The 23,827-nt window shown below is 63.9% G+C and carries 22 protein-coding genes; 11 read left to right on the plus strand and 11 right to left on the minus strand.

What is annotated here, in order from left to right; genetic code table 11:
* Nucleotides 1-18: 18 nt before the first annotated feature.
* Entirely contained in the window at nucleotides 19-183 is a 165-nt protein-coding gene (locus RFM68_RS01695; protein ID WP_320230915.1) for a hypothetical protein, read from the plus strand.
* A 74-nt stretch (nucleotides 184-257) separates the two neighbouring features.
* Here the strand turns inward: RFM68_RS01695 and RFM68_RS01700 are convergent, their stop codons facing one another.
* Complete coding sequence (locus RFM68_RS01700) at nucleotides 258-959, minus strand: winged helix-turn-helix domain-containing protein (RefSeq protein WP_320230916.1); 702 nt, start codon at nucleotides 957-959, stop codon at nucleotides 258-260.
* Nucleotides 960-1,053: 94 nt separating this feature from the next.
* Between RFM68_RS01700 and RFM68_RS01705 the strand changes: the two genes are divergently transcribed.
* Complete coding sequence (locus RFM68_RS01705; protein WP_320230917.1) at nucleotides 1,054-1,779, plus strand: response regulator; 726 nt, start codon at nucleotides 1,054-1,056, stop codon at nucleotides 1,777-1,779.
* A 136-nt stretch (nucleotides 1,780-1,915) separates the two neighbouring features.
* Nucleotides 1,916-4,015, plus strand: a complete 2,100-nt coding sequence (locus RFM68_RS01710; protein WP_320230918.1) for an ATP-binding protein — start codon at nucleotides 1,916-1,918, stop codon at nucleotides 4,013-4,015.
* 279 nt (nucleotides 4,016-4,294) lie between these two features.
* Here the strand turns inward: RFM68_RS01710 and RFM68_RS01715 are convergent, their stop codons facing one another.
* Nucleotides 4,295-4,705 (minus strand): hypothetical protein, encoded by a 411-nt coding sequence (locus tag RFM68_RS01715; RefSeq protein WP_320230919.1) that lies wholly within the window; start codon nucleotides 4,703-4,705, stop codon nucleotides 4,295-4,297.
* A gap of 463 nt (nucleotides 4,706-5,168) precedes the next feature.
* On the opposite strand from RFM68_RS01715, the gene RFM68_RS01720 reads away from it, so the two are divergent.
* Nucleotides 5,169-6,371 carry an aromatic ring-hydroxylating oxygenase subunit alpha gene (locus RFM68_RS01720; protein WP_320230920.1) on the plus strand — a complete coding sequence of 401 codons (1,203 nt, stop codon included), beginning with the start codon at nucleotides 5,169-5,171 and terminating at the stop codon, nucleotides 6,369-6,371.
* A 247-nt stretch (nucleotides 6,372-6,618) separates the two neighbouring features.
* On the opposite strand, the gene RFM68_RS01725 is transcribed toward RFM68_RS01720, so the two are convergent.
* Nucleotides 6,619-8,037: an aminotransferase gene (locus RFM68_RS01725; RefSeq protein ID WP_320230921.1), complete on the minus strand. Its 1,419-nt coding sequence runs from the start codon at nucleotides 8,035-8,037 to the stop codon at nucleotides 6,619-6,621.
* Nucleotides 8,038-8,328: 291 nt separating this feature from the next.
* On the opposite strand from RFM68_RS01725, the gene RFM68_RS01730 reads away from it, so the two are divergent.
* From RFM68_RS01730 to RFM68_RS01740, 3 genes are read left to right on the plus strand one after another with little or no spacing between them, the layout of a single operon-like run.
* The gene (locus RFM68_RS01730; RefSeq protein WP_320230922.1) at nucleotides 8,329-9,249 is read left to right on the plus strand and encodes an ABC transporter permease; all 921 of its coding nucleotides are present in this window, start codon (nucleotides 8,329-8,331) and stop codon (nucleotides 9,247-9,249) included.
* The gene (locus RFM68_RS01735) at nucleotides 9,246-10,067 is read left to right on the plus strand and encodes an ABC transporter permease (protein WP_320230923.1); all 822 of its coding nucleotides are present in this window, start codon (nucleotides 9,246-9,248) and stop codon (nucleotides 10,065-10,067) included. The genes RFM68_RS01730 and RFM68_RS01735 overlap by 4 nt, the downstream gene beginning before the upstream one ends.
* Before the next feature lie 28 nt (nucleotides 10,068-10,095).
* Nucleotides 10,096-11,169 carry an ABC transporter ATP-binding protein gene (locus RFM68_RS01740; RefSeq protein WP_320231048.1) on the plus strand — a complete coding sequence of 358 codons (1,074 nt, stop codon included), beginning with the start codon at nucleotides 10,096-10,098 and terminating at the stop codon, nucleotides 11,167-11,169.
* Here the strand turns inward: RFM68_RS01740 and RFM68_RS01745 are convergent.
* The 5 genes from RFM68_RS01745 to RFM68_RS01765 all read right to left on the minus strand — a co-directional run bounded on the left by RFM68_RS01745 (nucleotide 11,133) and on the right by RFM68_RS01765 (nucleotide 16,531).
* Nucleotides 11,133-12,431 carry a flavin monoamine oxidase family protein gene (locus tag RFM68_RS01745; RefSeq protein WP_320230924.1) on the minus strand — a complete coding sequence of 433 codons (1,299 nt, stop codon included), beginning with the start codon at nucleotides 12,429-12,431 and terminating at the stop codon, nucleotides 11,133-11,135. The two genes, RFM68_RS01740 and RFM68_RS01745, sit on opposite strands and share 37 nt — an antisense overlap.
* Nucleotides 12,428-13,504: an extracellular solute-binding protein gene (locus RFM68_RS01750; RefSeq protein WP_320230925.1), complete on the minus strand. Its 1,077-nt coding sequence runs from the start codon at nucleotides 13,502-13,504 to the stop codon at nucleotides 12,428-12,430. The genes RFM68_RS01745 and RFM68_RS01750 overlap by 4 nt, the downstream gene beginning before the upstream one ends.
* 408 nt (nucleotides 13,505-13,912) lie before the next feature.
* Nucleotides 13,913-14,995 (minus strand): ABC transporter substrate-binding protein, encoded by a 1,083-nt coding sequence (locus tag RFM68_RS01755; protein ID WP_320230926.1) that lies wholly within the window; start codon nucleotides 14,993-14,995, stop codon nucleotides 13,913-13,915.
* Nucleotides 14,996-15,043: 48 nt separating this feature from the next.
* The gene (betI, locus tag RFM68_RS01760) at nucleotides 15,044-15,730 is read right to left on the minus strand and encodes a transcriptional regulator BetI (RefSeq protein WP_320230927.1); all 687 of its coding nucleotides are present in this window, start codon (nucleotides 15,728-15,730) and stop codon (nucleotides 15,044-15,046) included.
* A 6-nt stretch (nucleotides 15,731-15,736) separates the two neighbouring features.
* Entirely contained in the window at nucleotides 15,737-16,531 is a 795-nt protein-coding gene (locus RFM68_RS01765; RefSeq protein WP_320230928.1) for a class I SAM-dependent methyltransferase, read from the minus strand.
* A 199-nt stretch (nucleotides 16,532-16,730) separates the two neighbouring features.
* On the opposite strand from RFM68_RS01765, the gene RFM68_RS01770 reads away from it, so the two are divergent.
* From RFM68_RS01770 to RFM68_RS01785, 4 genes are read left to right on the plus strand one after another with little or no spacing between them, the layout of a single operon-like run.
* Nucleotides 16,731-18,350 carry a phytoene desaturase family protein gene (locus RFM68_RS01770; protein ID WP_320230929.1) on the plus strand — a complete coding sequence of 540 codons (1,620 nt, stop codon included), beginning with the start codon at nucleotides 16,731-16,733 and terminating at the stop codon, nucleotides 18,348-18,350.
* On the plus strand, nucleotides 18,337-19,911 hold the full coding sequence (locus RFM68_RS01775; RefSeq protein WP_320230930.1) for a phytoene desaturase family protein: 1,575 nt from the start codon (nucleotides 18,337-18,339) through the stop codon (nucleotides 19,909-19,911). Before RFM68_RS01770 ends, RFM68_RS01775 begins: the two co-directional genes overlap by 14 nt.
* Nucleotides 19,912-19,913: 2 nt before the next feature.
* The gene (locus tag RFM68_RS01780) at nucleotides 19,914-21,173 is read left to right on the plus strand and encodes an aminomethyl transferase family protein (protein ID WP_320231049.1); all 1,260 of its coding nucleotides are present in this window, start codon (nucleotides 19,914-19,916) and stop codon (nucleotides 21,171-21,173) included.
* A 1-nt stretch (nucleotide 21,174) separates the two neighbouring features.
* Nucleotides 21,175-21,432: a hypothetical protein gene (locus RFM68_RS01785; RefSeq protein WP_320230931.1), complete on the plus strand. Its 258-nt coding sequence runs from the start codon at nucleotides 21,175-21,177 to the stop codon at nucleotides 21,430-21,432.
* A gap of 133 nt (nucleotides 21,433-21,565) precedes the next feature.
* Here the strand turns inward: RFM68_RS01785 and RFM68_RS01790 are convergent, their stop codons facing one another.
* The 3 genes from RFM68_RS01790 to RFM68_RS01800 form a co-directional block, all read right to left on the minus strand.
* Entirely contained in the window at nucleotides 21,566-22,624 is a 1,059-nt protein-coding gene (locus RFM68_RS01790; protein ID WP_320230932.1) for a dipeptidase, read from the minus strand.
* Nucleotides 22,625-22,895: 271 nt separating this feature from the next.
* Complete coding sequence (locus RFM68_RS01795) at nucleotides 22,896-23,195, minus strand: GNAT family N-acetyltransferase (protein ID WP_027166574.1); 300 nt, start codon at nucleotides 23,193-23,195, stop codon at nucleotides 22,896-22,898.
* Nucleotides 23,196-23,825 carry an alpha/beta hydrolase gene (locus RFM68_RS01800; RefSeq protein WP_320230933.1) on the minus strand — a complete coding sequence of 210 codons (630 nt, stop codon included), beginning with the start codon at nucleotides 23,823-23,825 and terminating at the stop codon, nucleotides 23,196-23,198. It lies immediately after the preceding gene.
* Nucleotides 23,826-23,827: the final 2 nt, after the last annotated feature.

Here is a 23,827-nt window from a genome sequence, read left to right on the forward strand (position 1 = left end):
GAGTTAGGGATTAGACAGATGAAGACGAAATTCGCTGCCTCGGTGCTTTCGGCGCTCCTCTACGCGCAAGGCTTGCTCGGCTTTGCCGCACTGGCGACGGTGCTGATCAAGGAACGCGCCCAAACCGAGATAACCGCCAGCGCCGACGTTCCATCCGGCCCCTCGGTCATCGTGGTGCGCTGAGCGCCAGGCGTCGGACCCGAAATGACCGGCGGTTTGGGGGGAATCCGATGCTCAAAGGCCCAACTCACTCGAACTCACTCGTTGCGCGCGACCGGCGGATCGAAACGGTAGCCGGCGCCCCTGATGGTGGTGATGGTCTCGGTGTCGAGCTTGCGGCGCAGCCGCACGATGCGCGAGTCGATCGAGCGGTCGAAAGCGTCGGCATTCTCGGCCGGCGCCGCGGCAATGATGTCGTCGCGCGTCAACACCTTGCGCGGGCTCGCCAGAAACAGCTTGAGCAGCGCGACCTGCCCCGGAGAAAGCTGGTCCTCCGCTCCCGAGCGATGCATGACCATGGCCGACCGCAGGTCGACGGTGGCGTTCTCCAGCACGATCAGTTCCCCGGCGGCCCTGCCGCGTCTCATCAGCAGGCCACCGATGCGCGCGGCAAGCTCGCGCACGTTGAGCGGGCTTTCGATCACGTCGGCGGCGCCAAGCTCGAGCGCCAGCACCTTGTCGACGAGGTCACGCGGCCGGCAGATCAGGATGAAGTCGGGGCCGCCCTCGCCACCCCCTCCCTGGCTGCTATAGCGCCTGAGCAATTCGCGGCCCTCGGCCTGGGTGACATCGTCACCGACGACCACGACATCGATGCCGCCTGCCGAAAGCAGCGTCTCCGCCTCCCAGGGCTGGCGCGCCTGGCGCACGTCGTGCCCGCGCCGGTCGAGATGGTTGGCGAGAGCGCCCGCCACCACGTCGGCGACCGACACAAGCGCAATGACGGACCGTGCGGCCATTTTCTCCACCCCCGCCACAGACAACTCGAGATGAGTGCTGGACATCATGTTTATACCCAATCTACTTTCCACTGAAAGCGGGAGCGAGCGCGTCGTGAAGGCACGCATTATCGTCATCGAGGACGAACCGGATCTGAGGGAAGCCGTGGCCGAGTATCTCGGCGCCAGCGGCTTTGACGTCGCCACCGCCGAGAGCGCCGCGGCCGCGCGTGCCCTCTTCGAGACGCAGTCCTTCCATGTCGCCATCCTCGACATCGCCATGCCCGGCGAGGACGGGCTGTCGCTCGGCCGCTGGCTGCGTTCGAAGACGCATATCGGCATCATCTATGCCACCGCCGCGGGCACCGCGCTCGACCGCATCGTCGGGCTGGAGCTCGGCGCTGACGATTACATCGTCAAGCCGTACGAATTGCGCGAAGTGCTGGCGCGGGTGCGCAGCGTGCTGCGCCGCGTGCCGCAGCCGGCCGAACCGCAAGCGGCGAAAGCCGAAACCGGTAACCGCCGCCTCATGAATTTCGGAGGCTTCCAGGCCGATTTCGACGGCCGCCTGGTCATCGGCGCCAATGGTGCCGTCATCGAGATGGCCAAGAGCGAGTTCGACGTGCTCGAGGTCTTCCTCACCCGCGTCAACCGGCTTCTGACGCGGACCGCCATTTCCGAAGCCATCGGCTTCGTCGAGGACCCGGAATCGTCGCGCGCGGTCGACATCCGCATCATGCGGTTGCGAAAGAAGATCGAGGCCGATCCCGCCAATCCGAAATTCCTGCGCACGGTGCGCGGCGAAGGCTATATCTTCTCGCTGCCGAGCGACAGCAATTGAGCCTGCCCAATGCATGTTGTCCAAAAGTGCGCAGCGGTTTTGGAAAAACGACATGCATCAGAAACACGGGCTCAAGCGCGTCGCTCGATCCTTTTCGACACGACACGCTTAAGCGGGCTCCGAGAGACGGCCGACCATGACTGCTGATGCAGTGCGCACCGATATGCATGCCTCGCGTCCGGGCGGCGCCGCGATGGCGGCCGTTCATGTCGTGCGCCGCCTGCGCGAGGCCGGCGACTGGCAGCGCGAGATGGACGGCATACTGGGAACGATGTGCCGCAAAATGGACTGCCAGCGCGGCATCCTCTTCCGCCTGCGTGAACTGCCGGGCGAAGGTTTCGCCCAGTCGGTCGCCTCCTACTGGATCGACGCGGATTTCGGCGGCGAATTGGCGTCTCCCACGGTGATCATGCAGTCGATCATCAACTCGGACACGCTGCTGGGGCAGCTCCAGGAGGACGAGCGGCAGGGCAAGATTTTCTCCGGCCATACGCGCGACCTCGACGGTTTCCTGCGGGCCGATTTCGAGAAGCAGAACATCAAGTCGTTCCTGTCGGTCTCTGTTTTCGCCCATGGCCACCTCTGGGGCACGCTGGCCGTCAACGACTGCGTCGCCGAGCGCGAATGGACGGACGAGGAAGAAGCGACGCTGCACATCATCGCTTTGGCCATCGGCGACGCCATCGAGCGCTCGCCATCCGAGGCGCATGCCAGCGAAGTGATCCGCCGCACCATGCTGCAGGCCTCGCTCGACGCCATAATCGTCATCGACGAGGCGGGCTCGATCATCGAGTTCAACCCGGCCGCCGAGAAGATGTTCGGCTTCCAGCGCAGCGCCATCCTTGGCAAGGACCTTCTCGATACCATCGTTCCGATATACTACCGCAAAGGCTATGCCTCGGGTGCCGAATACATGGCCGGCCGCGGCGCGCCGATGGTCGGCCAGCGGCTGGAGACCGTCACTCAAAACGCCGCCGGCGAGATTTTTCCGATCGAACTGACAGCCACGGAGATGCGCGTTGCCGACCGCCGCCTGATCTTCGGCTCGATCCGCGACCTGCGCGAAAAGCTGCAGGCGGAGGAAGAGATCAACCGCCAGCGCGAGAAACTTCATCAGAACGAGAAGATGGCGGCGATGGGCTCGCTGCTTGCCGGCGTCTCGCATGAGCTCAACAACCCGCTGGCGGTGGTGGTGGCGCAGTCGACGCTGCTGCATGAATTCGCCAGTGACCCGCAGACCAAGGTGCGCGCCGAGAAGGTGCGTGCCGCCGCCGAACGCTGCGGCCGCATCGTCAAGAGCTTCCTGTCGATGGTGCGACTGCACCCGACCGAGCGAGCCGAGACCGATCTCAATCAGGTGGTGAGGGCGGCGCTCGAAGTCACCGCCTACGGCGCGCGCTCCAGTGGCATCATCATCGACGCCGATTTCGCCAACGGGCCGCTGCTTGCCATGGCCGACGCCGACCACGTCACCCAGGTCGCGGCGAACTTCCTCATCAACAGCCAGCACGCGCTGGCCGGCATCGGCGAGCGGCGCATCAAGGTGCGGACTTTCCGCAGCGAGCAAGGCAATCCGGGCTTCTCCGTCGAGGACAATGGCCCGGGCATTCCCGAGGCGATCCGCTCGCGCATCTTCGAATCCTATTTCACCACCAAGCCGGTCGGCGTCGGCACCGGCATCGGCCTGTCGATTTCGAAGTCGATCGTCGAGCGCCACAACGGCAACATCTGGTTCGAGGAGGTTGAGCCGCACGGCGCGCGCTTCGTCGTGCAGTTGCCGGCGATCGCGGGCAACAGCGCCACGCCCGGCGAAGGCCCTTCGCGTTCGAGCGGGCTGCGCCATGCTTTGGTGATCGACGATGAGCCGGACGTCGCGGCCTCTTTGTCCGACATACTCGAGCTGATGGGCCTGAAGTCGCGCATCGTGGCAAGCTGGACATCGGCCGCGGACGTGTTGAACGGTCATATGTCGCCGGACATCGTCTTTTCCGATCTGCGCATGCCAGGCATCAGCGGCATTGCGATCTACCGAGAACTGCTTTCGCAGCGGGCCGCGCTGGCCAAGCGTTTCGTGCTGGTGACCGGCGACATGATCGGCGCCAAGGCGGAGATTGAAGCGCTGCCGCCGCAGCAGCGCCCGCATATACTGGAAAAGCCTTTCTCGACGCTCGACGTCCGCGGCATCCTCTCGACCGTTGCCGACGAAGCCGCAGCCGATAACGGCGCTCATATCTGAGGTTGCTCCCGTCCCCCGTCTATCCAGATTCGGATCAGGCTGACCTGGAGAAAGCGCCTGCGCGGGGTCTGTTCAGATTCAGGTCAGGCCGAGTCGAAAATGACGGGTTCCGAGAACCGGAGCGGAGCGTACTCAAGGTACGCGAGCACCGGAGCGCAGGAAGCCGCCATTTGCAGACCGGCCTCACCTGAATATGGATAGACCCCAAAAAAGAGGCTCCCGACCGACTTCGCGGCGGGAGCCTGACTTGAGCGCAGGAGGAGCGCTCTGGGGAGGGCTTTAAAAAGTGTTCGGCGTGTTGGTGAGCGGCGCGGCGTTGGCGATCATGCGCACCGCGCGCTCCCGGTGCTGTCCGGACTGCTCGGCGATGGCACGCAGGCAGTCGACGCTCTCGGCGCCCCAGTTCTGGCCCTTGCAGGCAAAGTCGATCGAGGGTTCCGGCAGGCGGGCGGTCTTGAGCGTGGTCTGCGCACCCTCGACGACATTGGCCGGCGGATTGATCGAGGCGAAAGCCGGGCCCGAGGCAGGTGCGGCCAGCAAGCCGACGAAGGCGCAGGCGCCGATCAGCATGAACATCGTCATCGGATGATCGCTGGCGCGCTGGCGCAACGCGAGCTTCGGCCGGCGGTCGTTGCGCTCCGGGCCATTCAGGCGGCGATTGCTATTGGCAATCCGGACTTTCGCGAACATTGGTTAGTCCCCTTCGTTATCTTTCTTTTAGCCATGAAACGAACTTAATCGCACCAGGTAACAGCCGGATGGTTGGCGGCGATCGCCTGTGTAACAGGATTGAAACAAGCGCTGTACGCCGGCCTTCTCGACCTGCCGCAACCATTCGATGGCTGTCGAAGCTGGTCGCGGGACATATGCGCCTGTTGCGCCCTGCCGACTGTAAACGGCCTCACACAAGCGCGCTGAATCGAGAGCCGCCGACACACCTGAGCCCCATCGGAACAGGCCTCCTCGGAAGCAGCGTCCGCGCTCGGAATCGCTGCTACGCTTCCTCGATTAACACCCGGATTTTCCGGGATTTTTTCGGCTTGGGCGAGCCATAACGTGCCGCCACGGAATTTCCATATTTCCGCAAGCCATTGCATTTCAATGCAAAATATGTCTATATTGAATGAGTATTCAACAAAAAGAAGAGCATCCCATGAACCCGCACCTCCGTGACGTGGCGATCCCCAACGATTGGGACCGGCGGGGTTTGCCGGGGTGGAGTTACCATTCCAATGCCCTTCTCGAACTTGAGAAAGAATACGTCTTTCGCAATCACTGGCAGATCGCCGGCCACGTCTCCGACGTGCCGAATTCGGGTGATTATCTGACCATGGACGTCATCGGCGAGCGCGCGCTGATCGTGCGCGGCAAGGACGGCGTCGTGCGTGCCTTCAACAACATGTGCCGCCACCGCGGCAGCCGCGTCGTCGCCGACAGCCAGGGCACCTGCAAGAACGCGCTGGTCTGCCCGTTCCATGGCTGGGTCTACAATCTCGACGGCACGCTGCGCGGGGCGGCTCGCCCGCGCTCCTTCCCCGAGCTCGACAAGACCGAATTCGGCCTGATGCCGCTCGACCTCGAAATCTGGTTGGGCTTCATCTTCATCCGCTTCCGCAACGGCGGCCCTCAGCCTTCCGTGGCCGAGTTGTTGAAGCCGATCGAATCCGAGATGGCGCATTACAATATCGCCGACATGGTCCCGTCCTGGGGCATCTGGACGCAAAAGTCTCCGGTCAACTGGAAGTCGGTGCGCGACGTCGACAATGAAGGTTATCACGTCGCCATGGCGCATCCCGCCCTGCAGGACCTCTATGGCGCGACCTATTTCGACGAGCCGTTCATCAACGGCGTGTCGCGGTCCTTCGCCACCTACAATCCGCATGCGGGACGGCGCTGGAGCGTACGCGAATATATCAAGCTCGCGCCCGACGCACCCCACCTTCCGGAGCATCTGCGCAAGGCCTGGATCTATTACGGCATCTTCCCCAACAACGCGCTGTCGATCATGCCGGAATCCGTCCAGTTCTATCAGGAGTTCCCGCTGTCGACCGGCGAGACGTTGCTGCGCGGCGCCATCTATCGCTACAAGGACGAGACCAGGGAGCAGGCGGCGGCGCGCTACCTCGCCTACCGCATCGACCGCGACACGATGAACGAGGACGTTCAGCTTTCAGTGTGGTCGAACGAATCCATGCTGTCGGAGGCCTTCGAGGGCTTCTACCTCTCCGACCTCGAATATGGCGTGCGCACCCATCACGACCACTTGCGCAAGCAGGTTCCGGTGCTGAACCTCGAGACGGCGCCTGAGGAAAAGGACATGTGGGGGTTGAACGACGCGCTGAGGTCGCGGGGGTAAGCTCTTCCTTCTCCTCGTGAACGGGGAGAGGGTGCCCGAAGGGCGGATGAGGGGCGGCGCCAGCACCTGCGATTGGCTTGGCCCCTCAGCCTCGGAAAGCCATCGTCTGATTTGCAAGCCGGTGTAGCGCAGGCTGGCGAAGTTATCGATGACGTCCCTCATACGCGGCCAATCGCCAATGTCAGCGCCGCCCCTCATCCGCCCGTTGGGCACCTTCTCCCCGTCAACCGGGGAGAAGGAAGAACCTTTACCCGCGCCACACGCCCTCTTTCCTTAAATCGTCCATCGTGCGCGAGATCCCTTCGCGCAGGATCGCCACCATGTCGTCGACCTGCTCGCTGCTGATGATCAGCGGCGGCGACATCACGCACATGTTGATCAGCGGCCGCACCAGAAGGCCGAGCTCGTGGCAATGCGCGTCGATGCGTTTTCCCACATCCTTGTCGAGCTGCAGCGGGTCCTTGCTCTCGCGGTCGGCAACGCATTCGACGCAAGCCATCAGGCCGAGGCCGCGCACCTCGCCGACCAGCGGCAGCTCTTCCAGCGTCTTCAGCCGCGCCTGGAAATAAGGCGCGATCTCGCGCGCGTGCTGAAGTACGCCTTCTTCCAGCAAGTCGAGGTTCTTCAGCGCGACCGCGCAGCCGATCGGATGGCTGGTGTAGGTGAGGCCGTGGCCGAACAACGCGTCGGGATGGTTGGAGCGGCGCAGTTCTTCGAGCAACCGCTCCGAGATGATGACGCCACCGAGCGGGAAATAGCCCGAGGTGACGCCCTTGGCGAAAGTGATCATGTCGGGGTCGATGCCGAACACATCGCCCGATGCAAAGACGTGGCCGAGCCGCCCGAAGCCGGTCACCACCTCGTCCGAGACATAGAGGATGTCGTTCTCGCGGCAGATCTCGCGGATGCGCTTGAGATAACCGTCGGGCGGAACGATGACGCCGCCTGAAGCCTGCACCGGCTCGCCGACAAAGGCGCCGATCCGATCGGCGCCGACGCGCGCGACGGTGTCGCGGAACTGGTCGACCAGGAAATCGGTGAAGGCAGCGGTGCTCATGCCTTTCGGCCGGCGGAACGGGTCGGGCGAGGACAGCTTCACCACAAGGTCGTCGGCACCGTCCATCCAGTCGCGGTCGCGCGGGCGGCCGTTGAGCGAGGCCGACAGATAGGTTGAGCCATGATAGGCGCCGCCGCGGCTGAGAATCAGCTTCTTCTCCGGCCGTCCCCGCACATTGTTGTAGAACTGCATGAAGCGCAGCGCCGTCTCCACCGCGGAAGAGCCGCCGGTGGTGAAGAAGGTGTGGCTGAGATCGCCCGGAGCGGCATCCGCGATACGCTTCGCGAGTTCGGCCGAGGGCGCATTCATCGTGTACCAGGGCGTGTTGTAGGAGAGCGCCATCGCCTGGTCGTACATGACCTTCGCCAGCTCCTCGCGGCGATGGCCGACATTGATGCACCACATGCCGGCCGGCCCGTCGATCAGGCGCTTGCCGGAGGCGTCGGTGATATAGATGCCGTCGCCCTCGCCGATCAGCGCGCGGGCCTCATTGCCGACCGAGCCGGCATAGGGCCAGGGCTGGACGAGATGACGCTTGGCGAGCGCCACCGCGTCGTCATCGCCAGGCTCGATGATTTCGCTTGCCTTGATCTTGCTTTGAGCCGCCATTTTCGCCTCGCATCGCCAGTTTGCATAATTTTCATCGGATATCGAACGACGTGGAAAACCACGGAAATTCGGCTTTTCACCACTTCATTTTGAATGTCCGTTCAATCAATATTGCAGAAATAGCGCTTGATTTCAATCCGCGGATGCGCTCATGATGAAAGAACGCAGGCAAGCCAGGGAGCGATCGCGCTCCGAGCATAAATCGGGAACAGGCAGCCGGCGCCACGAATGGGAAGGCCGCATGGCGGGAAAGTCCGAGCCAGCTACTGAAATCACGCCCGGAGCGCAGCAATGACGGTGGCTGCGGAGGGGGCGCCGCCGCCGTTACGCATGGCGGGAGCCAGACGAAGTCCCCTTCTGCAATCGGAAGCCGTCCAGGGCTTTGCCCTGATCAGCCCGACTTTCGTTTATGCCCTTATTCTTCTCGTCCTGCCGATCCTGGTCGTCATCGCGCATTCCTTCTGGACGCAGGACTACCTCACCATCGACCACACATTCACGCTGGAGAACTACCGGATCGCGCTGACCGAGCCGATCTACCGCGACCTGCTCTGGCGCTCGCTCTACATCTCGCTGACGGTCAGCCTGCTGACCGTCGTGCTTGCCTACCCGGTCGCCTATTTCATTTCCTTCCATGGCGGCCGCCACAAGAGCCTTTGGCTCTTCCTCATCACCATCCCGTTCTGGACCAGCTACCTGCTGCGCGTGATGTCGTGGAAGGTGATTCTCGGCTACAACGGCGTGCTCAATTCCGGCCTGATGGGCCTCGGCATCATCGATGAGCCGTCGACGGCCCTGCTTTATAATTCCACCGCCGTCATCATCACGCTCACCCATGCCTGGGCGACCTTCGCCATCCTGCCGATCTTCGTTTCGTTGGAAAAGGTCGACCGCACCCTGGTCGAAGCGGCGACCGATCTCGGCGACGGGCCGTTGCGTTCCTTCCTGCGCGTGACCCTGCCGCTGTCGGCGCCCGGCGTCATCTCGGCGGCACTGATCGTCATGATCCCGACCGTCGGCGACTATGTCACGCCGAAGCTGGTCGGCGGCAAGGACGGCGTCATGATCGCCAACGCCATTCAGGCGCAGTTCGGCAAGGCCTCGAACTGGCCGCTTGGCGCGGCACTTTCGGTCACCACCATGGTCATCGTCTCGCTGATGGCAGGCGCTACCGTGCTCGTCATGCGCGCCCTGCAGAGGCTGGCACGATGACGGCGATCAGACGTTACCTGCCGGGATGGCTGTCGAGCTACGCCGCTCTCTACATATTGTTCCTTTATCTGCCCGTGATCTTCCTGCCGATCTTTTCGATCAACACGGCGGCGACGCCGAAATTCCCGCTCTCCGGCGTCACGCTTCATTGGTATGAGGATCTTCCACGCACGCCGGCGCTGATCGACGCCACCTGGAACAGCCTCATCGTCGGCGTCTCAGCCTCGATCCTGTCGACCGTGCTCGGCATCCTCGCCGCCCGCTCGATCACCCGCTACCGCTACCCCGGCCGCCGCACCATCAACGGCTTGATCATGGCGCCGCTGGTGCTGCCCGAGGTGATCGTCGCCATATCGATGCTGCTGGTCATGCTGCAGCTCGGCTTGAGCCTGTCGCTGTTCACCGTCGTGCTCGGCCATGTGCTGGTCTGTATCCCCTATTCGATGACGGTGCTGACTTCAGGCTTCGAAGGTTTCGATCGCAGTCTCGAAGAGGCTTCGGCCGATCTCGGCGAGAGCGCCTTCGGCACCTTCCGGCGCGTGACGCTGCCGATGGTCGCGCCGGCGATCATTTCCAGCCTGCTCGTCTGCTTCACCATCTCGCTCGACGAGTTCATCATCGCCTTTTTCCTCACCGGCACCGAGGCGACGCTGCCGATCTACATCTGGGGCCAGCTGCGTTTCGCGGCCAAACTCCCCGGCGTGCTGGCGCTCGGCACCTTGCTGCTCTTCGCGTCCTTCCTGCTGATGACAATCGCCGAAATCCTGCGCCGCCGCGCGGCGAGACGCACCCAGACCGAGGGAGGCCTCTATGCTTGAGCGGGTCCAGTCGCAATCAGATCGCACCATGATCGAGATCCGTGACGTCACGCGCAGCTACGGCGTCTTCAAGGCGCTGGACAATGCCTCGCTGGCGATCCGCGAGGGCGAGTTTTTCTCGCTGCTCGGCCCATCCGGCTGCGGCAAGACCACGCTGTTGCGGATGATCGCCGGTTTCGATAATCCGACCAGCGGCTCGATCGCCGTTGGCGGCCAGCCGATGGACGGTATCCCCGCCAACCGGCGGCCGACCAACATGGTCTTCCAGAGCTACGCGATCTTCCCGCATCTCAACGTCGAGCAAAATGTCGCCTACGGGCTGAAGCGCCTTAAGCTGCAAGGCTCGGAGGAAAAGCGCCGCGTCGAGGAAGCGCTGGCGCAGGTGTCATTGACCGGGCTCGGCAAGCGGCTGGCGACCGAGCTCTCCGGCGGCCAGCGCCAGCGCGTGGCGCTCGCCCGTGCGCTGGTCATGCGACCCAAGGTGCTGCTGCTGGACGAGCCGCTTTCGGCGCTCGACAAGAAGCTGCGCGAGCAGATGCAGGTCGAATTGCGCCGCCTCCAGCAAGCGGTCGGAATCACCTTCGTGCTGGTCACCCACGATCAGTACGAGGCGCTGGCCATGTCGGACCGCATCGCCGTGATGTTCGGCGGCCGTATCGCCCAAGTCGCGTCGCCGAAGGAGATCTACCAGCGCCCGGTCAACCGTCAGGTCGCCGACTTCCTCGGCGGCATGAACTTCGTCAAGGCCGAGATCGTCGAGGAAAACAGCGCTTCGCTGGTGCTCGACACGCTGGGCTTCGGCCGCGTCAGGACCGACAAGCCGAAGGCCTTCCTACACAATGGCGGCGGCACGACACTCGGCATCCGGCCGGAGCGGCTGCGCGTGCTGTGGGACAATGCGAGCGCGAAATTCGAGGTCGCCGGCAAGGTTGTCGAGCGCCACTATTTCGGCGAGATCACGCATCTGATCGTCGAGATACCGGGACTGGAAAAGCCGCTCTCGGTGACCGAGACCAACGATTTCGGCGCCGACGACATCCCGGTCGGCGCGCCGATCCGCCTCGCCTACGACCCCGAAGCCCTGGTGGCGATGGCTGACTGAATCTTCCCGGTCGCGATGCGACCGGCGACGATCGCGCCTTCGACATAGCCGGGAAAAGACGGCGAGACTTCCGAAGCGGCGAAATAGACGGGCGGCGCGCCGGCGAGGATGGTGCGCTCGGCATCGCGCGCGGTCACATCGACGATGAGGTCGCTATAGGCGCCGCCGCTCCAGCGGTCATGCGTCCAGTCGCGCGAGTTGAAGTCGATTATGTCGGCGGCCTGCGGGCCGAGCGCCTCCACGAGCCTTGCGCTGACTTCCGCGCGCAACGCCGCTTCGCCGAGCGGATGCCAGCGCAGCGCCAGAGGCCCGCCGACAAAGACGACGAGCGCGGCATGGTCGACATCCGTGCTGGCGTCGCAAGCAAACAGCCCCGGCTGGTCGCGCCACATGACCATGCCGCACAGGTCCCGCTCGCGCCAGAATGGACTGGCATAGCGCACCAGGATTTTGATCACCGCGCCGCTTTCCCAGACGCCCAAGGCCTTCGCAAGGTCCACCGGCAAGGCTGGCGCGAAGTCGAGCTTCGAGGCCGTCGCCGGCGGCAGGGCGATCAGGACTTCGCGCGCTTCGATGACCCCGTTGCTTGAGACGACACGAACGCCTTGCTGTCCACGCTCGATCCGCGTCGCGGCTTCGCCAAGCCGCAGCTGGCCGGCGAGGTCGCCGGCCAGATCGTCGGCCAACGACTGCATGGTCTCGCGCAAGAAATATTGTAGCTCGAACGTCTCATTGGTGATGCGGCGATCATTGTCGATCAGGTACCACAACGGCACCTTGTCCAGCGCCAGGCACCACAGGCCTTCGATCATCGAACGGAAAGCGGCCTTGGCGTCGGCCGGATCCTGCTGGCGTTCCAGCCATTCTGCGACGGTCAATCCGGCAATCGCGGGATCGTCCGGATCGATCCTGTTCATGCGCTCCCGGATCGCCATCGAGACATGGTAGGTGCGCTCGGTTCTCGCCGGGGTCAGCGACGGATGGGTGATGAATTCGCCGTCGACATAGGTCTCGACGAAGGTCTTGCCGCGCGCCCTGGCCAGCGCCATCAGCTCAGGCATGTCCTGGCACAGGAACTGGCCGCCGCTGTCGATCAGTTCGCCAAGCCCGTTTCGCGTCGCTTCCACGCGCCCGCCGACGCGGTCCCGTGCCTCAAGGACAAGGAAATCGATGCCTGCGCGCTTCAATTCGAGCGCGGCGGACAGTCCGGTGAAGCCGGCGCCGACGATGACGACGTCGGTTCTCTCGATGATGCTGTTCAATAGCCGGCCTTGATCTTCTCGAACTCGGCGACCATCCGCTGCTTGAGATCCGGCGCCACCGGCTGCTGGAACAGTGTCTTGTCGAGGAACTTGTCGAGATTGTCGAAGCCGCGGTCGGTGAGCAGCTTCTGATCCATCGCCGCCATGCCGGCGCTGTTGCCGTGACCGTAGCCGAAGGTCTTCACCATATACTCCGAAACATCCGGCGCGTTGACCGCGCTCAGGAAATCATAGGCCTGGTCGAGCTTGCCCGGCGCATCCTTCATCAGCACATAGCCGCAAACCCAGGTCGAGATGCCTTCCTTGGTGTCGCGGTTCATGGCGATCGGCATGCCCTGCCCTTTCAACGTCACATAGGTCTCGTTCCAGCCCCAGACCAGGTCGACCTCGTTGCCCGTGAAGGCCTGGTTGAGGTCGGTGTCGTCGGTCCAGTAGAAACGGACATTCTTGTGCACGTCGCGCAGGAAGGCGGAAGCTTGGCTGAACTGCTCGTCCGTCATCTTGGTCCAATCCTTCAGGCCGATGACGAGGCTTGCCAGCGCATAGGCGTCGTCGACATTGTCGCCGATGGTGACGCGGCCCTTGAACTTCGGATCGGCGAAGATTTTGAGCGATTGCGCCTCGTCCGCCGTCACCTTGTCGGTGCGGTAGAGCAGCGAGGTGTTGCCCCAGTCGAAAGGCATGAACCAAGCCTTGCCGTCGGCGGTGGTGGCGAGATCCTTCATCGCCATGATGCCGGGATTGAGGTCCTTCCAGCCGGCGATCTTCGAGGTGTCGAGCGGCTGCAGCAGCCCGGCCTCCCGCCATTTCACCACGCTTTGCGAGCAGGGATGCGCGATATCGGCCCTGAAGCCGGCGCGCATCTTCTCGAACGCCTCGTCCTCGTCGCCGAAGAAGGAGAAAGTCGGCTCGGCGCCATGTTTTGCCGTATAGGCCGGATGCAGCAGCGGGTCCTCGTAACCGGACCAGTCGAAGACGACGAGATCGCCGCCACCTTCGGCAAGCGCATAGGCGGTGCCCACGCCGACGGTGACGACGGCGGCCAAGGCAAGGCGGCGAAGCATGGATGTCATGGCGCGAGAACTCCCCCATCGCGATCGCTGCGGACGAAGTTAAGAGAATTCCCGAGCTTTGGCGAGCCCGCCTGCTTAAGGCGCTGGATACAGCAATTACTGTTCCAACTCATGGCCGAGAGTAATGCCGAGAGTAATATTGTCGAAGTCAGCGCTGCCCCTCATCGCCCTGCCGGGCACTTCTCCCCGTATAGTGACGGGGAGAAGGGGCTGGCCGCAACTTCAGCGCGCTTCTTGCAACGTTGGCGATTGGCGAAATCGCGATGAGAGCTTCCCTCTCCCCGTCACTATACGGGGAGAGGATGCAGGCAGGTGAAGGGCGGCACCAGCGCTCGAATCGAAAGGACGTTCAGGGAACCCGCGCGATCACCTTAGTTCCACTTCCAAGCGAGCACCCGAAAACAAGGCTCAATAGCCGGCTTTGATCTTCTCGAATTCGGCGATCATCTTGAGCTTGAGTTCCGATGGCAGCGGCTGCTGGAACAACGTCTTGTCGACGAATTTCTCGACATTATCGTAGCCCTTTTCCTTCAGCACCGCCGGGTCGACACCGGCCATGCCTTTTGCATTGGCCTGGCCGTAGCCCCAGTCCTTGACCAGCGTCTTGGCGATTTCCGGATCGTTGACGGCGTTGAGGTAGTCATAGGCCTTGTCGATGTTGCCGGGCGCGTCTTTGAACAGCACATAGCCGCACACCCAGGTCGAGATGCCCTCGTCGGTGTCCTTCTTCGACTTGATCGGCACACCGGCGGCCTGCGACTGCACCGCGGCGTCGTTCCAGGTCCAGGCGAGGTCGACCTCGCCGCCGGAGAGCAACTGGACGATGTCGGTGGTGTCGGTCCAGTAGGAGCGCACATTCTTGTGCACCTGGCGCAGGAAGTCGGAGGCCTGCTTGAACTGGTCATCCGTCATCTTCGTCCAGTCCTTGAGCCCGATGGCGAGACTGGCCAGCGCATAGGCGTCGTCGACATTGTCGCCGATCGAGACCCTGCCCTTGTATTTCGGGTCGGCGAACGCTTTCAGCGACTGTACGTCCTTCTCGTTGATCTTGTCGGAATTGTAAGTGAGCTGGGTGTCGCCCCAATCCCACGGCATGAACCAGGCCTTGCCGTCGGACGTCGTGGCGAGGTCCTTCATCGCCATGATGCCGGGATTGAGATCCTTCCAGCCGGTGATCTTGGAGGTGTCGAGTGGTTGCAGCAGCCCCGCCTCGCGCCACTTCACCACGCTCTGCGAGCAGGGATGGCCGAGATCGGACTTGAAGCCGGAGCGGATCTTTTCGAACGCCTCGTCCTCGTCGCCGAAGAAGGCGAAGGTCGGCGAATCGCCGTTCTTCTCGACATATTTGCCGTGGAAGCTCGGATCCTCGTAGCCGGACCAGTCGAACACGATCAGGTCCTTGTCGGCGGCCATGGCGAACGCCGCCGCGGAGGCCGCGAGCGCGCCGCCAAGCGCCAAAGTCAATGTCAGGCGTCGGCTAAGATTTTTCATGCTGTTCCATCCTCTTTTGGTCTTGCCGGTCTTGTGGGCCGGCTGTTGCTAACCGTAATGCTTCGGAAATGCGGCGGCCAAAAATGCGTTGGCCGCCTGCAAGGCGGTCTCGCGCGTGGTGTCCTCGGTGCCCATCATCAACCGCAGCCACAGCCCTTCCAGCATGGCCGACAGCGCCAGCGCCATCACCTGCGGCTCATAGGCATAGGAGCCGCTGTGCTTCAGCGTTGTGCAGAGGTCAATGAAGACCTGCTGGTAATAGGCGTCGCGCGAGCTGCTCAGCGCCTGGTAGGTCGGCCGTGACTTGGCCTCGCCCCAGAAGGCCAGCCAGGCGGCGAGCTTGCGCTTGTTGCAGATCGAACGATCGAAATCGGCCCATACCAGTTGCTGCAGCTGCCTGGCCGGATCGTCGCCGGCCTTCTGCAGGGCGGTGCGCCAATGCGCCGAATACTCGTCATACATGTGCTGCAGCGTGGCGATGAGCAGCTTTTCCTTGCTCTCGAAATGGAAATTGACGATGCCGCGCGACAGGCCGGCACCATCGGCCACGTCCGCCATCGTCGTTTCGGCATAGCCGCGCTTGGCCAGTGAATCGATCGTCGCCTCGATCAGTTGCACCCGCCTGACCTCTTTCGAGGCCTTGCGTCCACGCTTTTCGGCATCGCCTTTTCGCGCCGGTTCGGGGAGAGCGTCGCTCGCCTCTGCAGTCTTCATGGGTGTGGCGGCCTCCAGCATTGCCGGCTATCCAACCGGCTTCCAACCGCGCAGATGAGTGGGGCGGTGCTCGCCACTGTCAAGCACCTTCTGCATCGCCTCCCAGGTCTTGATGTTCTTGTCGACATAGGCCGCGCCGACCGCTGCCGCGGCCCGAGCGTAGAGCGGTCCATTCAGGCGCGCCAGTTCCTCCCGCGCGACCTCGCGGTACCATGGATTGCGGTCGCGGACCGTGATGTCGGTAAAGCCGGCGCGGCGCATCGCTTCGGCATAGCGCGCCGGCGAGGCCATGGCGAAGGAGAGCCCTTCGGCCGCGACATAGGCCTTCATTTGAAGCGACGGCTCGCCGTCATGCGCAATCATCCAGTTCGATGCGGCAAAGACCCCGCCCGGCTTCAGCACGCGGAAGATTTCGGCGAACAGCGCGTCCTTGTCCGGCACATGCAGCAGTGCGTCCTTGGAGAAGACGACATCGAAGGAGGCGTCGGTGAAAGGCAGCGGTCCCGGCGGCGCCTGGACGAAGCTGACGCGATCCTCGAGACCTTGCCTGCCTGCCCCTTGCCTTGCCGCCTCGATCACCGGCCTTTCGACGTCGAAGCCGATGGCTCGAGCAGCACCATGGCGTGCGACCAGATGCAGCGTGATGCCGCCGGCGCCGCAGCCTATGTCGAGAATCGTCTTGCCTTTGAGCGACAGGCCTTCGACCACGCGGTCGACCTCTTCCGGACCGCCTGGCGACAGGTAGCCGTCGCCCCAGAGCGCTTCGAGGAAACGGATGGCGGTGTCATCATATTCCGGCTCGACGTCAGCCGTCTCGATCATCGGATCTGAACTCCAGAAGCCTAAGCGGTCAGTCCAGAAATGTCGGCAAAGCCTAGCGCATCAATGGGAAAACGCAACACCATTTGTTGAACATTCATTCAATATGGCTGGACAAAAAACTGTGATCCGTGCCAAATTCGAGCAATCAGGGAACAAACCGCATCGAAAAGAAGGGCGGCCGGATGGAGGCTGAGCGCGCATGAAGGCGTGGGACGCGATCGTCATTGGCGGCGGTCATAACGGGCTGGTCAACGCCTGCTATCTGCAGCGCGCCGGCCTGGATGTGCTGGTGGTCGAGAAGAACGACTGGGTCGGGGGTGCCGCCACCAGCCGCGAGCTGACGCCGGGCTTCCTCTATTCGAATTGCTCTTACGTCTGCTCACTGTTCCGGCCCGAGATCATGCGCGATCTGGAGCTGCCGCGCTTTGGCCTGCAGGTGATCTCCTACGAAGGCGGCGCGGTGTTCACGCGCGACGGCGATTACCTCGCCAACTACCGCGACCACGACGCGCATCGCCGCGAGTTCGCGCGATTTTCCAGGCGCGACGCCGAGGCTTATGACCGCTACTCACGCGACGTCACAAGGCAGTGCCGCTTCATCCAGCCGCTGCTGATGCGTACCGCGCCCGACCCGACCAGCTTCAAGCCGCGCGACCTTGGCGAGCTGCTTTACCTCGGCAAGAAGTTCGCGGGTCTCACCGCCGAGGAAATGGCGCTGACCTTGCGCTTCTGGACGATGTCGATCTCCGACTTCCTCGACGAGCATTTCGAGACCGACGTCATCAAGGCCAACTTCGCGCTTTCCGGCATCATCGGCACCGCGCTCGGCCCGATGTCGCCCGGCACGGCCTATGTCCTGCTCCATCACTATATGGGCGAGGTCGATGGCTCGGTCGGCGCCTGGGGCTATGCGCGCGGCGGCATGGGCGCCGTCACCAAGTCACTGGCCGCTTCCTTCAAGGCTTCCGGCGGCACCATCCGCACCGGCGCCGAGGTCGACCATGTGCTGGTCAGGAACGGCAAGGCCAGGGGCGTGGTGCTTGCCGGAGGCGAGGAGATCCACGGCAAGCTCGTCATCTCCAACGCCGACGTCAAGCGCACCTTCCTGAAGCTGGTCGAGGAAAAGGAGCTGCCCGACATCTTCCTGCGCCGGGTCAGGAACTTCAAGATCCGCGGCTCGTCCGGCAAGGTCAACATCGCGCTCGATTCGCTTCCCGAATTCCCGGCTTTGCCCAAGGATTCGCCTGTCTATCGCGCCGACATGCACTTCACAGATTCCATCGAGCGCATGGAGCGCGCCTATGACGACTGGAAGGCCGGGCGCTGGTCGGCCGATCCCTTCCTCGACATGATGATCCCGACCACGCTCGACCCGACCATGGCGCCGCCGGGCAAACATTTCATGAGCTGCTTCGTGCAATACGCGCCGCCCAAGATCGACGGGCGCGACTGGACCGATGCCGACCGCGATGGCTTCGCCGAAAGCGTGATCGCGCAGATTGCCGAATACTCGCCCGGCTTCCGCGACCGCATCATCCACATGGAAGTGCGCACGCCACGCGAGATCGAGGCCGAGGTCGGCCTCACCGAAGGCAACATCTTCCAGGGCGAGCTCACCTTCGACCAGTTGCTCTTCAACCGTCCGGTGCCGGGTTACGCGCAATACCGCTCGCCGGTCGGTGGGCTCTATATGTGCGGTTCCTCCACCCATCCGGGCGGCGGCGTCATGGGCGCGCCCGGACGCAATGCCGCCGCCGAGATCCTGCGCGATCTGGCCAAGCCAGCCCTGCATATGAGCCCGGCCCATGACGTCATCTGATTTGAACTGGGACGCCATCGTCATCGGCGGCGGCCACAACGGCCTTGTCGCCGCCGCGACGCTGGCGAAATCGGGACGCAAGGTGCTGCTGCTCGAGGCCGGCAACGAAGTGGGCGGTGCCGCGCGCACCGAGGAATTCGCGCCCGGCTTTCGCGTCTCCGCGATCGCCCATCTGCTCAACCGCCTGCATCCCGACGTGGTGAAGACGCTGGAGCTGGAGCGCCACGGCCTTCGGGTCGAGCGCGGCGATTTCGTGCCATCGGTCGCGCTGTCGAAGGACGGTCCAATGGTGCTGCACGGCGCCTATGGCGAGGTGCTGACCGGCGCCAGCCCTTCGGAGCAGTCCGCCTGGAAAGACCTGCGCGCGCAGCTGTTGCGCTATGCCGGCATTCTGAAGCCGTTCCTGTCGCGCCGGCCGCCGGACCTTGCCGGCATGTCGCTCGCCGGGATGACCGGGCTCGGCCAGACCGCGCTGGCGCTGAAGAAGCTCGGCAAGGAAGATATGCGCGACTTCCTGCGTGTGCTTTTGATGAACGTTTACGACCTGCTCGACGAGCAGCTTTCGGACGACCGGCTGAAGGGTCTGCTCGCCTTCGACGCCACGCTCGGCTCGCATCTCGGGCCGCGCTCGCCGACTTCGCTGCTCGGCCTCTACTATCGGCTGGCCGGCGAGATCGGCGGCCTCGCCGGCGCGCAGATCCAGCCGAAAGGCGGCATGGGCGCCGTCGTCGCCGCCATCCGCTCGGCGGCGGAAAAGGCAGGCGTTTCGATCCGCCCGGCCTCGCCGGTCGCCAAGGTGATCGCCGACAAGGGCCGCGCCGTCGGCGTCGTCACCCAGAGCGGTGAAACGTTGCGCGCCAAGACCGTCGTCTCGGCCATCAATCCGGCGACGACGATTCTCGATCTGGTCGGCCCGCGCGAGGTCGACACCGGCTTCGTGCGCAAGGTGAAGAACATCCGCATGAAGGGCGATGCCGCAAAACTCCATCTGGCGCTCGACAGGCCGCCGCATTTCGCCGGCGTCGATGCCGCCGGTCACAAGGGCCGCTTCGTTATCGCCCCTTCGCCCGACCATGTAGAGCGCGCTTTCAACCCGTCCAAATATGGCGAGTTCTCGCCGGAGCCGGTGATGGAGATCACGCTGCCCAGCCTGGTCGATACCTCGCTGGCGCCTTCCGGCGCCTGCGTGCTTTCGGCCGTGGTGCAATACGCGCCCTATGAGCTGAAGCAAGGCTGGACCGCCGGCAAGCCGCCATTTCTCAAGGCGATCATGGCGCAGCTCGAAATCTATGCGCCCGGCATCGGCGCCACGGTGCGTCATGCCGAACTGCTGACACCGGCCGACATCGAGGCGCGCTACCGCATGCCCGGGGGCCACTGGCACCATGGCGAATTGCAGGCCGACCAGATGCTGATGTCGCGGCCGGTCTCCGGCTGGTCGGGCTACGACACGCCGCTCGAAGGACTGTTCCTTGCCGGCGCCGGCTCGCATCCAGGCGGCGGCATCTCCGGCGCGCCCGGCCTCAACGCCGCGCGCCGCATCATCGCGATGAGGGCATGACCATGGCGCAAGCAACCAGGAAGAAGCCCATCGACACAGAAATCGACGCAGCGCTCGAAGCTCGTAGCGCGGCACAGTCGCATTTCCGCACGCTGCGGCCCGGCACGCCGTTCCAGCCGCGCATCGACGTGTTGGGGCTGAAGCAGGACTGGTACAGCTGGGCCGGCTACCGCGCCCCGCATTCGCTGTGGGACGAGGAGCTCGAATATTTCGCCATCCGCAGCCAGGCGGCGCTGTTCGACATCTCGCCGATGACGAAGTACCGGATTGAGGGTCCGGACGCCGAGGCCTATCTCGACCGTGTCACCTTGCGTGACGTGACCAGGCTGAAGCCCGGCCGCGTCCACTACACCGCGTGGTGCGACGACGAAGGTTTTGTGCTCGACGACGGCACGCTGTTCAGGCTCTCGCCGACGCGCTTCCGGCTGTGCTCGCAGGAACGGCATTTGCCCTGGCTGCTCGACAGCGCTTTTCGGTTCGAGGTGAGCGTCGAAGAAGAGACCGAAGCCGTTGCCGGACTTGCGCTGCAAGGCCCGACCTCCTTCGCCATCCTGCGCGATGCGGGCTTCGCCGGCGTCGAGCGGCTGAAAGTCTTCGATCTCGCCGAGTTCGCGCATGAGGGCGCTGCCGTCACCATCTCGCGCACCGGTTTCACCGGCGATCTCGGCTACGAGCTGTTCGTGCCGGCGGACAGGGCGCTGAGACTGTGGGACCGTCTGATGACGGCGGGCGAACTGCGCGGCATCCGCGCCATCGGCTACACGGCGCTGAACCGAGCCCGTCTGGAGGCAGGCCTGATCGTCGCCAATGCCGACTTCACCACCTCCGAAAACGCCATCCGCACCGACCGGTTGCGCATGCCGGACGAGATCGGCCTCGGCTTCATGATCGATCCGGACAAAGGCCACTTCAACGGCCGCCGTGCGATCCTCGAGGCCCGAGCGAAGAAGAAGCTGCGCCATGTGCTGGTCGGGCTGGAGATCGAAGGCAACATCCCGGCCGAACATGCGATCGTCTACTATCGCAAAAGCCAGGAGGTCGGGCTGGTCAGCGCGGCGATGTGGTCGCCCATGGCCAAGCGCAACATCGCTCTGGCCTCCTTGCAGCGGCCTTACGGCGACACGATGGTCGACGACCTCTGGGTCGAGATTTACGCCATGCGCGAGCTGCAGTACCAGAAGCTCATGAAGAAGGCGAAAGTGGTGCCGCGGCCCTTCGTCAAGCTCGACCGCCGCACCGCCAACCCGCCGGCGGACTTCTGAGATGTCAAGCGAAGCCGAAGACCTGGACGCTGAGGCGGAAGCCGCCGAGCAGTGGCAGTTGGTCAACACGCCGCTCGGCGAAATGTGGTCCGGCCGCACCCGCTATGCGGCCGCCATGTTCTTCTACAAACGTGGCGAGATGAACGCCGAGACGCTCGAGGTTTACCGCATCTGCGCCCGGCTCGACCATGAGGATCCCATGCCGATCATCCGCGACCGCGGTGTCGGCAAGGAGTGGCTGAAGCGCAGCGGCGCTTAGGCCTTCCTCTACGGTCGTCATTCTAGGGCGGAGCAAGGAGCGAAGCGACGCGGCGCAGACCCTAGAATGACGACCTCGGGGAGCATTCTGGTCCCAATCCCGAACGTCCAGAATTGTCCTTTTCCGAGTGGCCTCAGCCAATCGTCCTTTCCAGCACGCTCAGCCAGTTCCGATAGGCTATCTTCTCGATCAGCGCGCGCCCAAAACCGCGCGCGGCGAGCGCATCGATGAGCTTGGGCAGGCCGGCGACGTCGCCGATGACAGCCGGGATCATGGCACCGTCGAAATCCGAGCCCAGCCCAACGCCGTCCTCGCCCAGCGCCTGCAGCAGCGAATCGATATGGCGCGCCATGATGTCGAGGCTGGTGTCGGCATTCATGCGGCCGTCCTCGCGCAGGAAGCCGGTGGCGAAGTTCAGGCCCACCATGCCGCCCGACTCTCGTATCGCGGCGAGCTGCCATTCGGTCAGATTGCGCGAATGGCCGCAGATCGCATGGACGTTGGAATGGGTGGCGACCAACGGCGCATCGCTAAGATCGGCCACATCGCGAAAACCCTTCTCGTTGAGATGCGAGAGGTCGATCATGATCCTGAGCTTGTTGCAGGCCTTGACCAGCGCCTTGCCGGCATCGGTGAGGCCAGGCCCGGTATCGGGCGAGGAGGGAAAGCGGAACGGTACACCGTTGCCGAAAGCGTTCGGTCGGCTCCAGACGATGCCCAGTGAGCGCAAGCCGGCGGCGTGCAGCACGTCGAGCATGGCAAGCCCGGGATCGATCGCCTCGACGCCTTCGATGTGGAACACGGCGGCGATCGAGCCCTTCGCCATGGCGTCGCGAACGTCGCCGGCGCTGCGGCAGACGGTCAGCGCGCCGGCGCGCTCCAGACGGAACAGGATCGAGGCCATGCCGATGGTCGAGGTGATCGCCTCGGCCTGCGGCAGTTCGGGCGGCAGCGGCTCATTATCGCTTGGCGCCGGCGGCACGGCGCTGCGTTTGCTCTTTTCGACCGGCGGCGGAAAGATCGCGAACATGCCGCCGGCAAAGCCGCCCTTTTTGGCGCGCGGCAGGTCGACATGGCCGCCCGGCGTTCCCTCGATGAACAGCTTTTCGACGTCAGCTTCCTTCGACTGGTAGAGTCGAAGAAGCGTGTCGTTATGTCCGTCGAAAACGGGGATCAGGTCGGTATCGGTCATCAGGGAAGCCATTTCAAATCAGTGACGGGCGGGACGACGAGTTTCGTCCGAGCGAACCGTCAACTTAGGCAAGATGACCGGGCCGTGCAAATGCCAAGGCTGCTCTTTCCTTCTCCCCTTGTGGGTCCCTTGTGGGAGAAGGTGGATCGGCGCGTTAGCGCCGAGACGGACAAGGGGTGCTCCAGCGGAGTGAGACGTTGGCTTTCCCTGGAACACCCCTCATCCGGCCGCTTTGCGGCCACCTTCTCCCACAAGGGGAGAAGGTAAAAGCTCACTGCTTCAGCACATCCGCCCATTCCGGGTGACGGCGGAACTGGGCGTTTGCGAAGGGGCAGAGCGGGATGATCTTCTTGCCGGCGGCGCGCGCGTCCTCGACCGCGCGGGTCACCAGCCGAAGCCCGGCGCCCTGGCCGCGAAAGACGTCCGGCACCTCGGTGTGATCGATGATGAGCTGGTGCTCGCCGATCTTGGTGAAGGTCATCTCGGCCTCGGCGCCACCTGGTCCGCGCAGCACGTAGCGCCCCTTGGAGCCGCGGTCCTCCAGTTCGATCTCGGGCAGTTGGTCAGCCATCTATTTGCCTCCTTCGGCAGCCGGCGCCAGCGCAAAGAGGCGCTGTGCCGCCTCGATTTCATTCGGCCGAACCTCATGCCCGCCGTCGTGCCATTCCACTTTGACATCGGCACCGTCGGCTCGCAAATAGGCCTCGAGCCGCGACGTCAGGTTGGGCGGGCAGATCGGGTCGCGCCTGCCGGCCGTGATCAGGATGTGGCGGCCGGCAAGGCTGCCCTGGACCTGAGGCTCGAACGGGATCAGCGGGTGCATCAGAGCCGTGGCATCGAACAGGCTTGGTTCCGCGAACACCATCGATGCCAGAAGGTTGGCGCCATTGGAGTAGCCGAGGCCGAACACCGCCGAGGGTTTCGCCGCCTCGACATACGCCTTGACGAAGCCCGCCATCTTCGATGTCGCGCGCGCCAGGTCGTCCATGTCGTAGACGCCCTCGCCGGTGCGGCGGAAGAACCGGGCAGCGCCGTGCTCCGACACGTCGCCACGCGGTGAAACTATCGTCGCCGCAGCCATAAGCTCGCGACCGAAACCAGGAAGCTGGTTTTCGTCGGCGCCGGTGCCGTGGAAGACGAAGAGCAGCGGGCTGCCCGGCGAACCGGGCAGGACTTTGTGGATGTAAGCGTCCGTGCCCATGG

Origin of the sequence: Mesorhizobium montanum (genome assembly GCF_033977145.1) — a bacterium.
In the GTDB taxonomy this organism is placed as follows: domain Bacteria; phylum Pseudomonadota; class Alphaproteobacteria; order Rhizobiales; family Rhizobiaceae; genus Mesorhizobium; species Mesorhizobium montanum.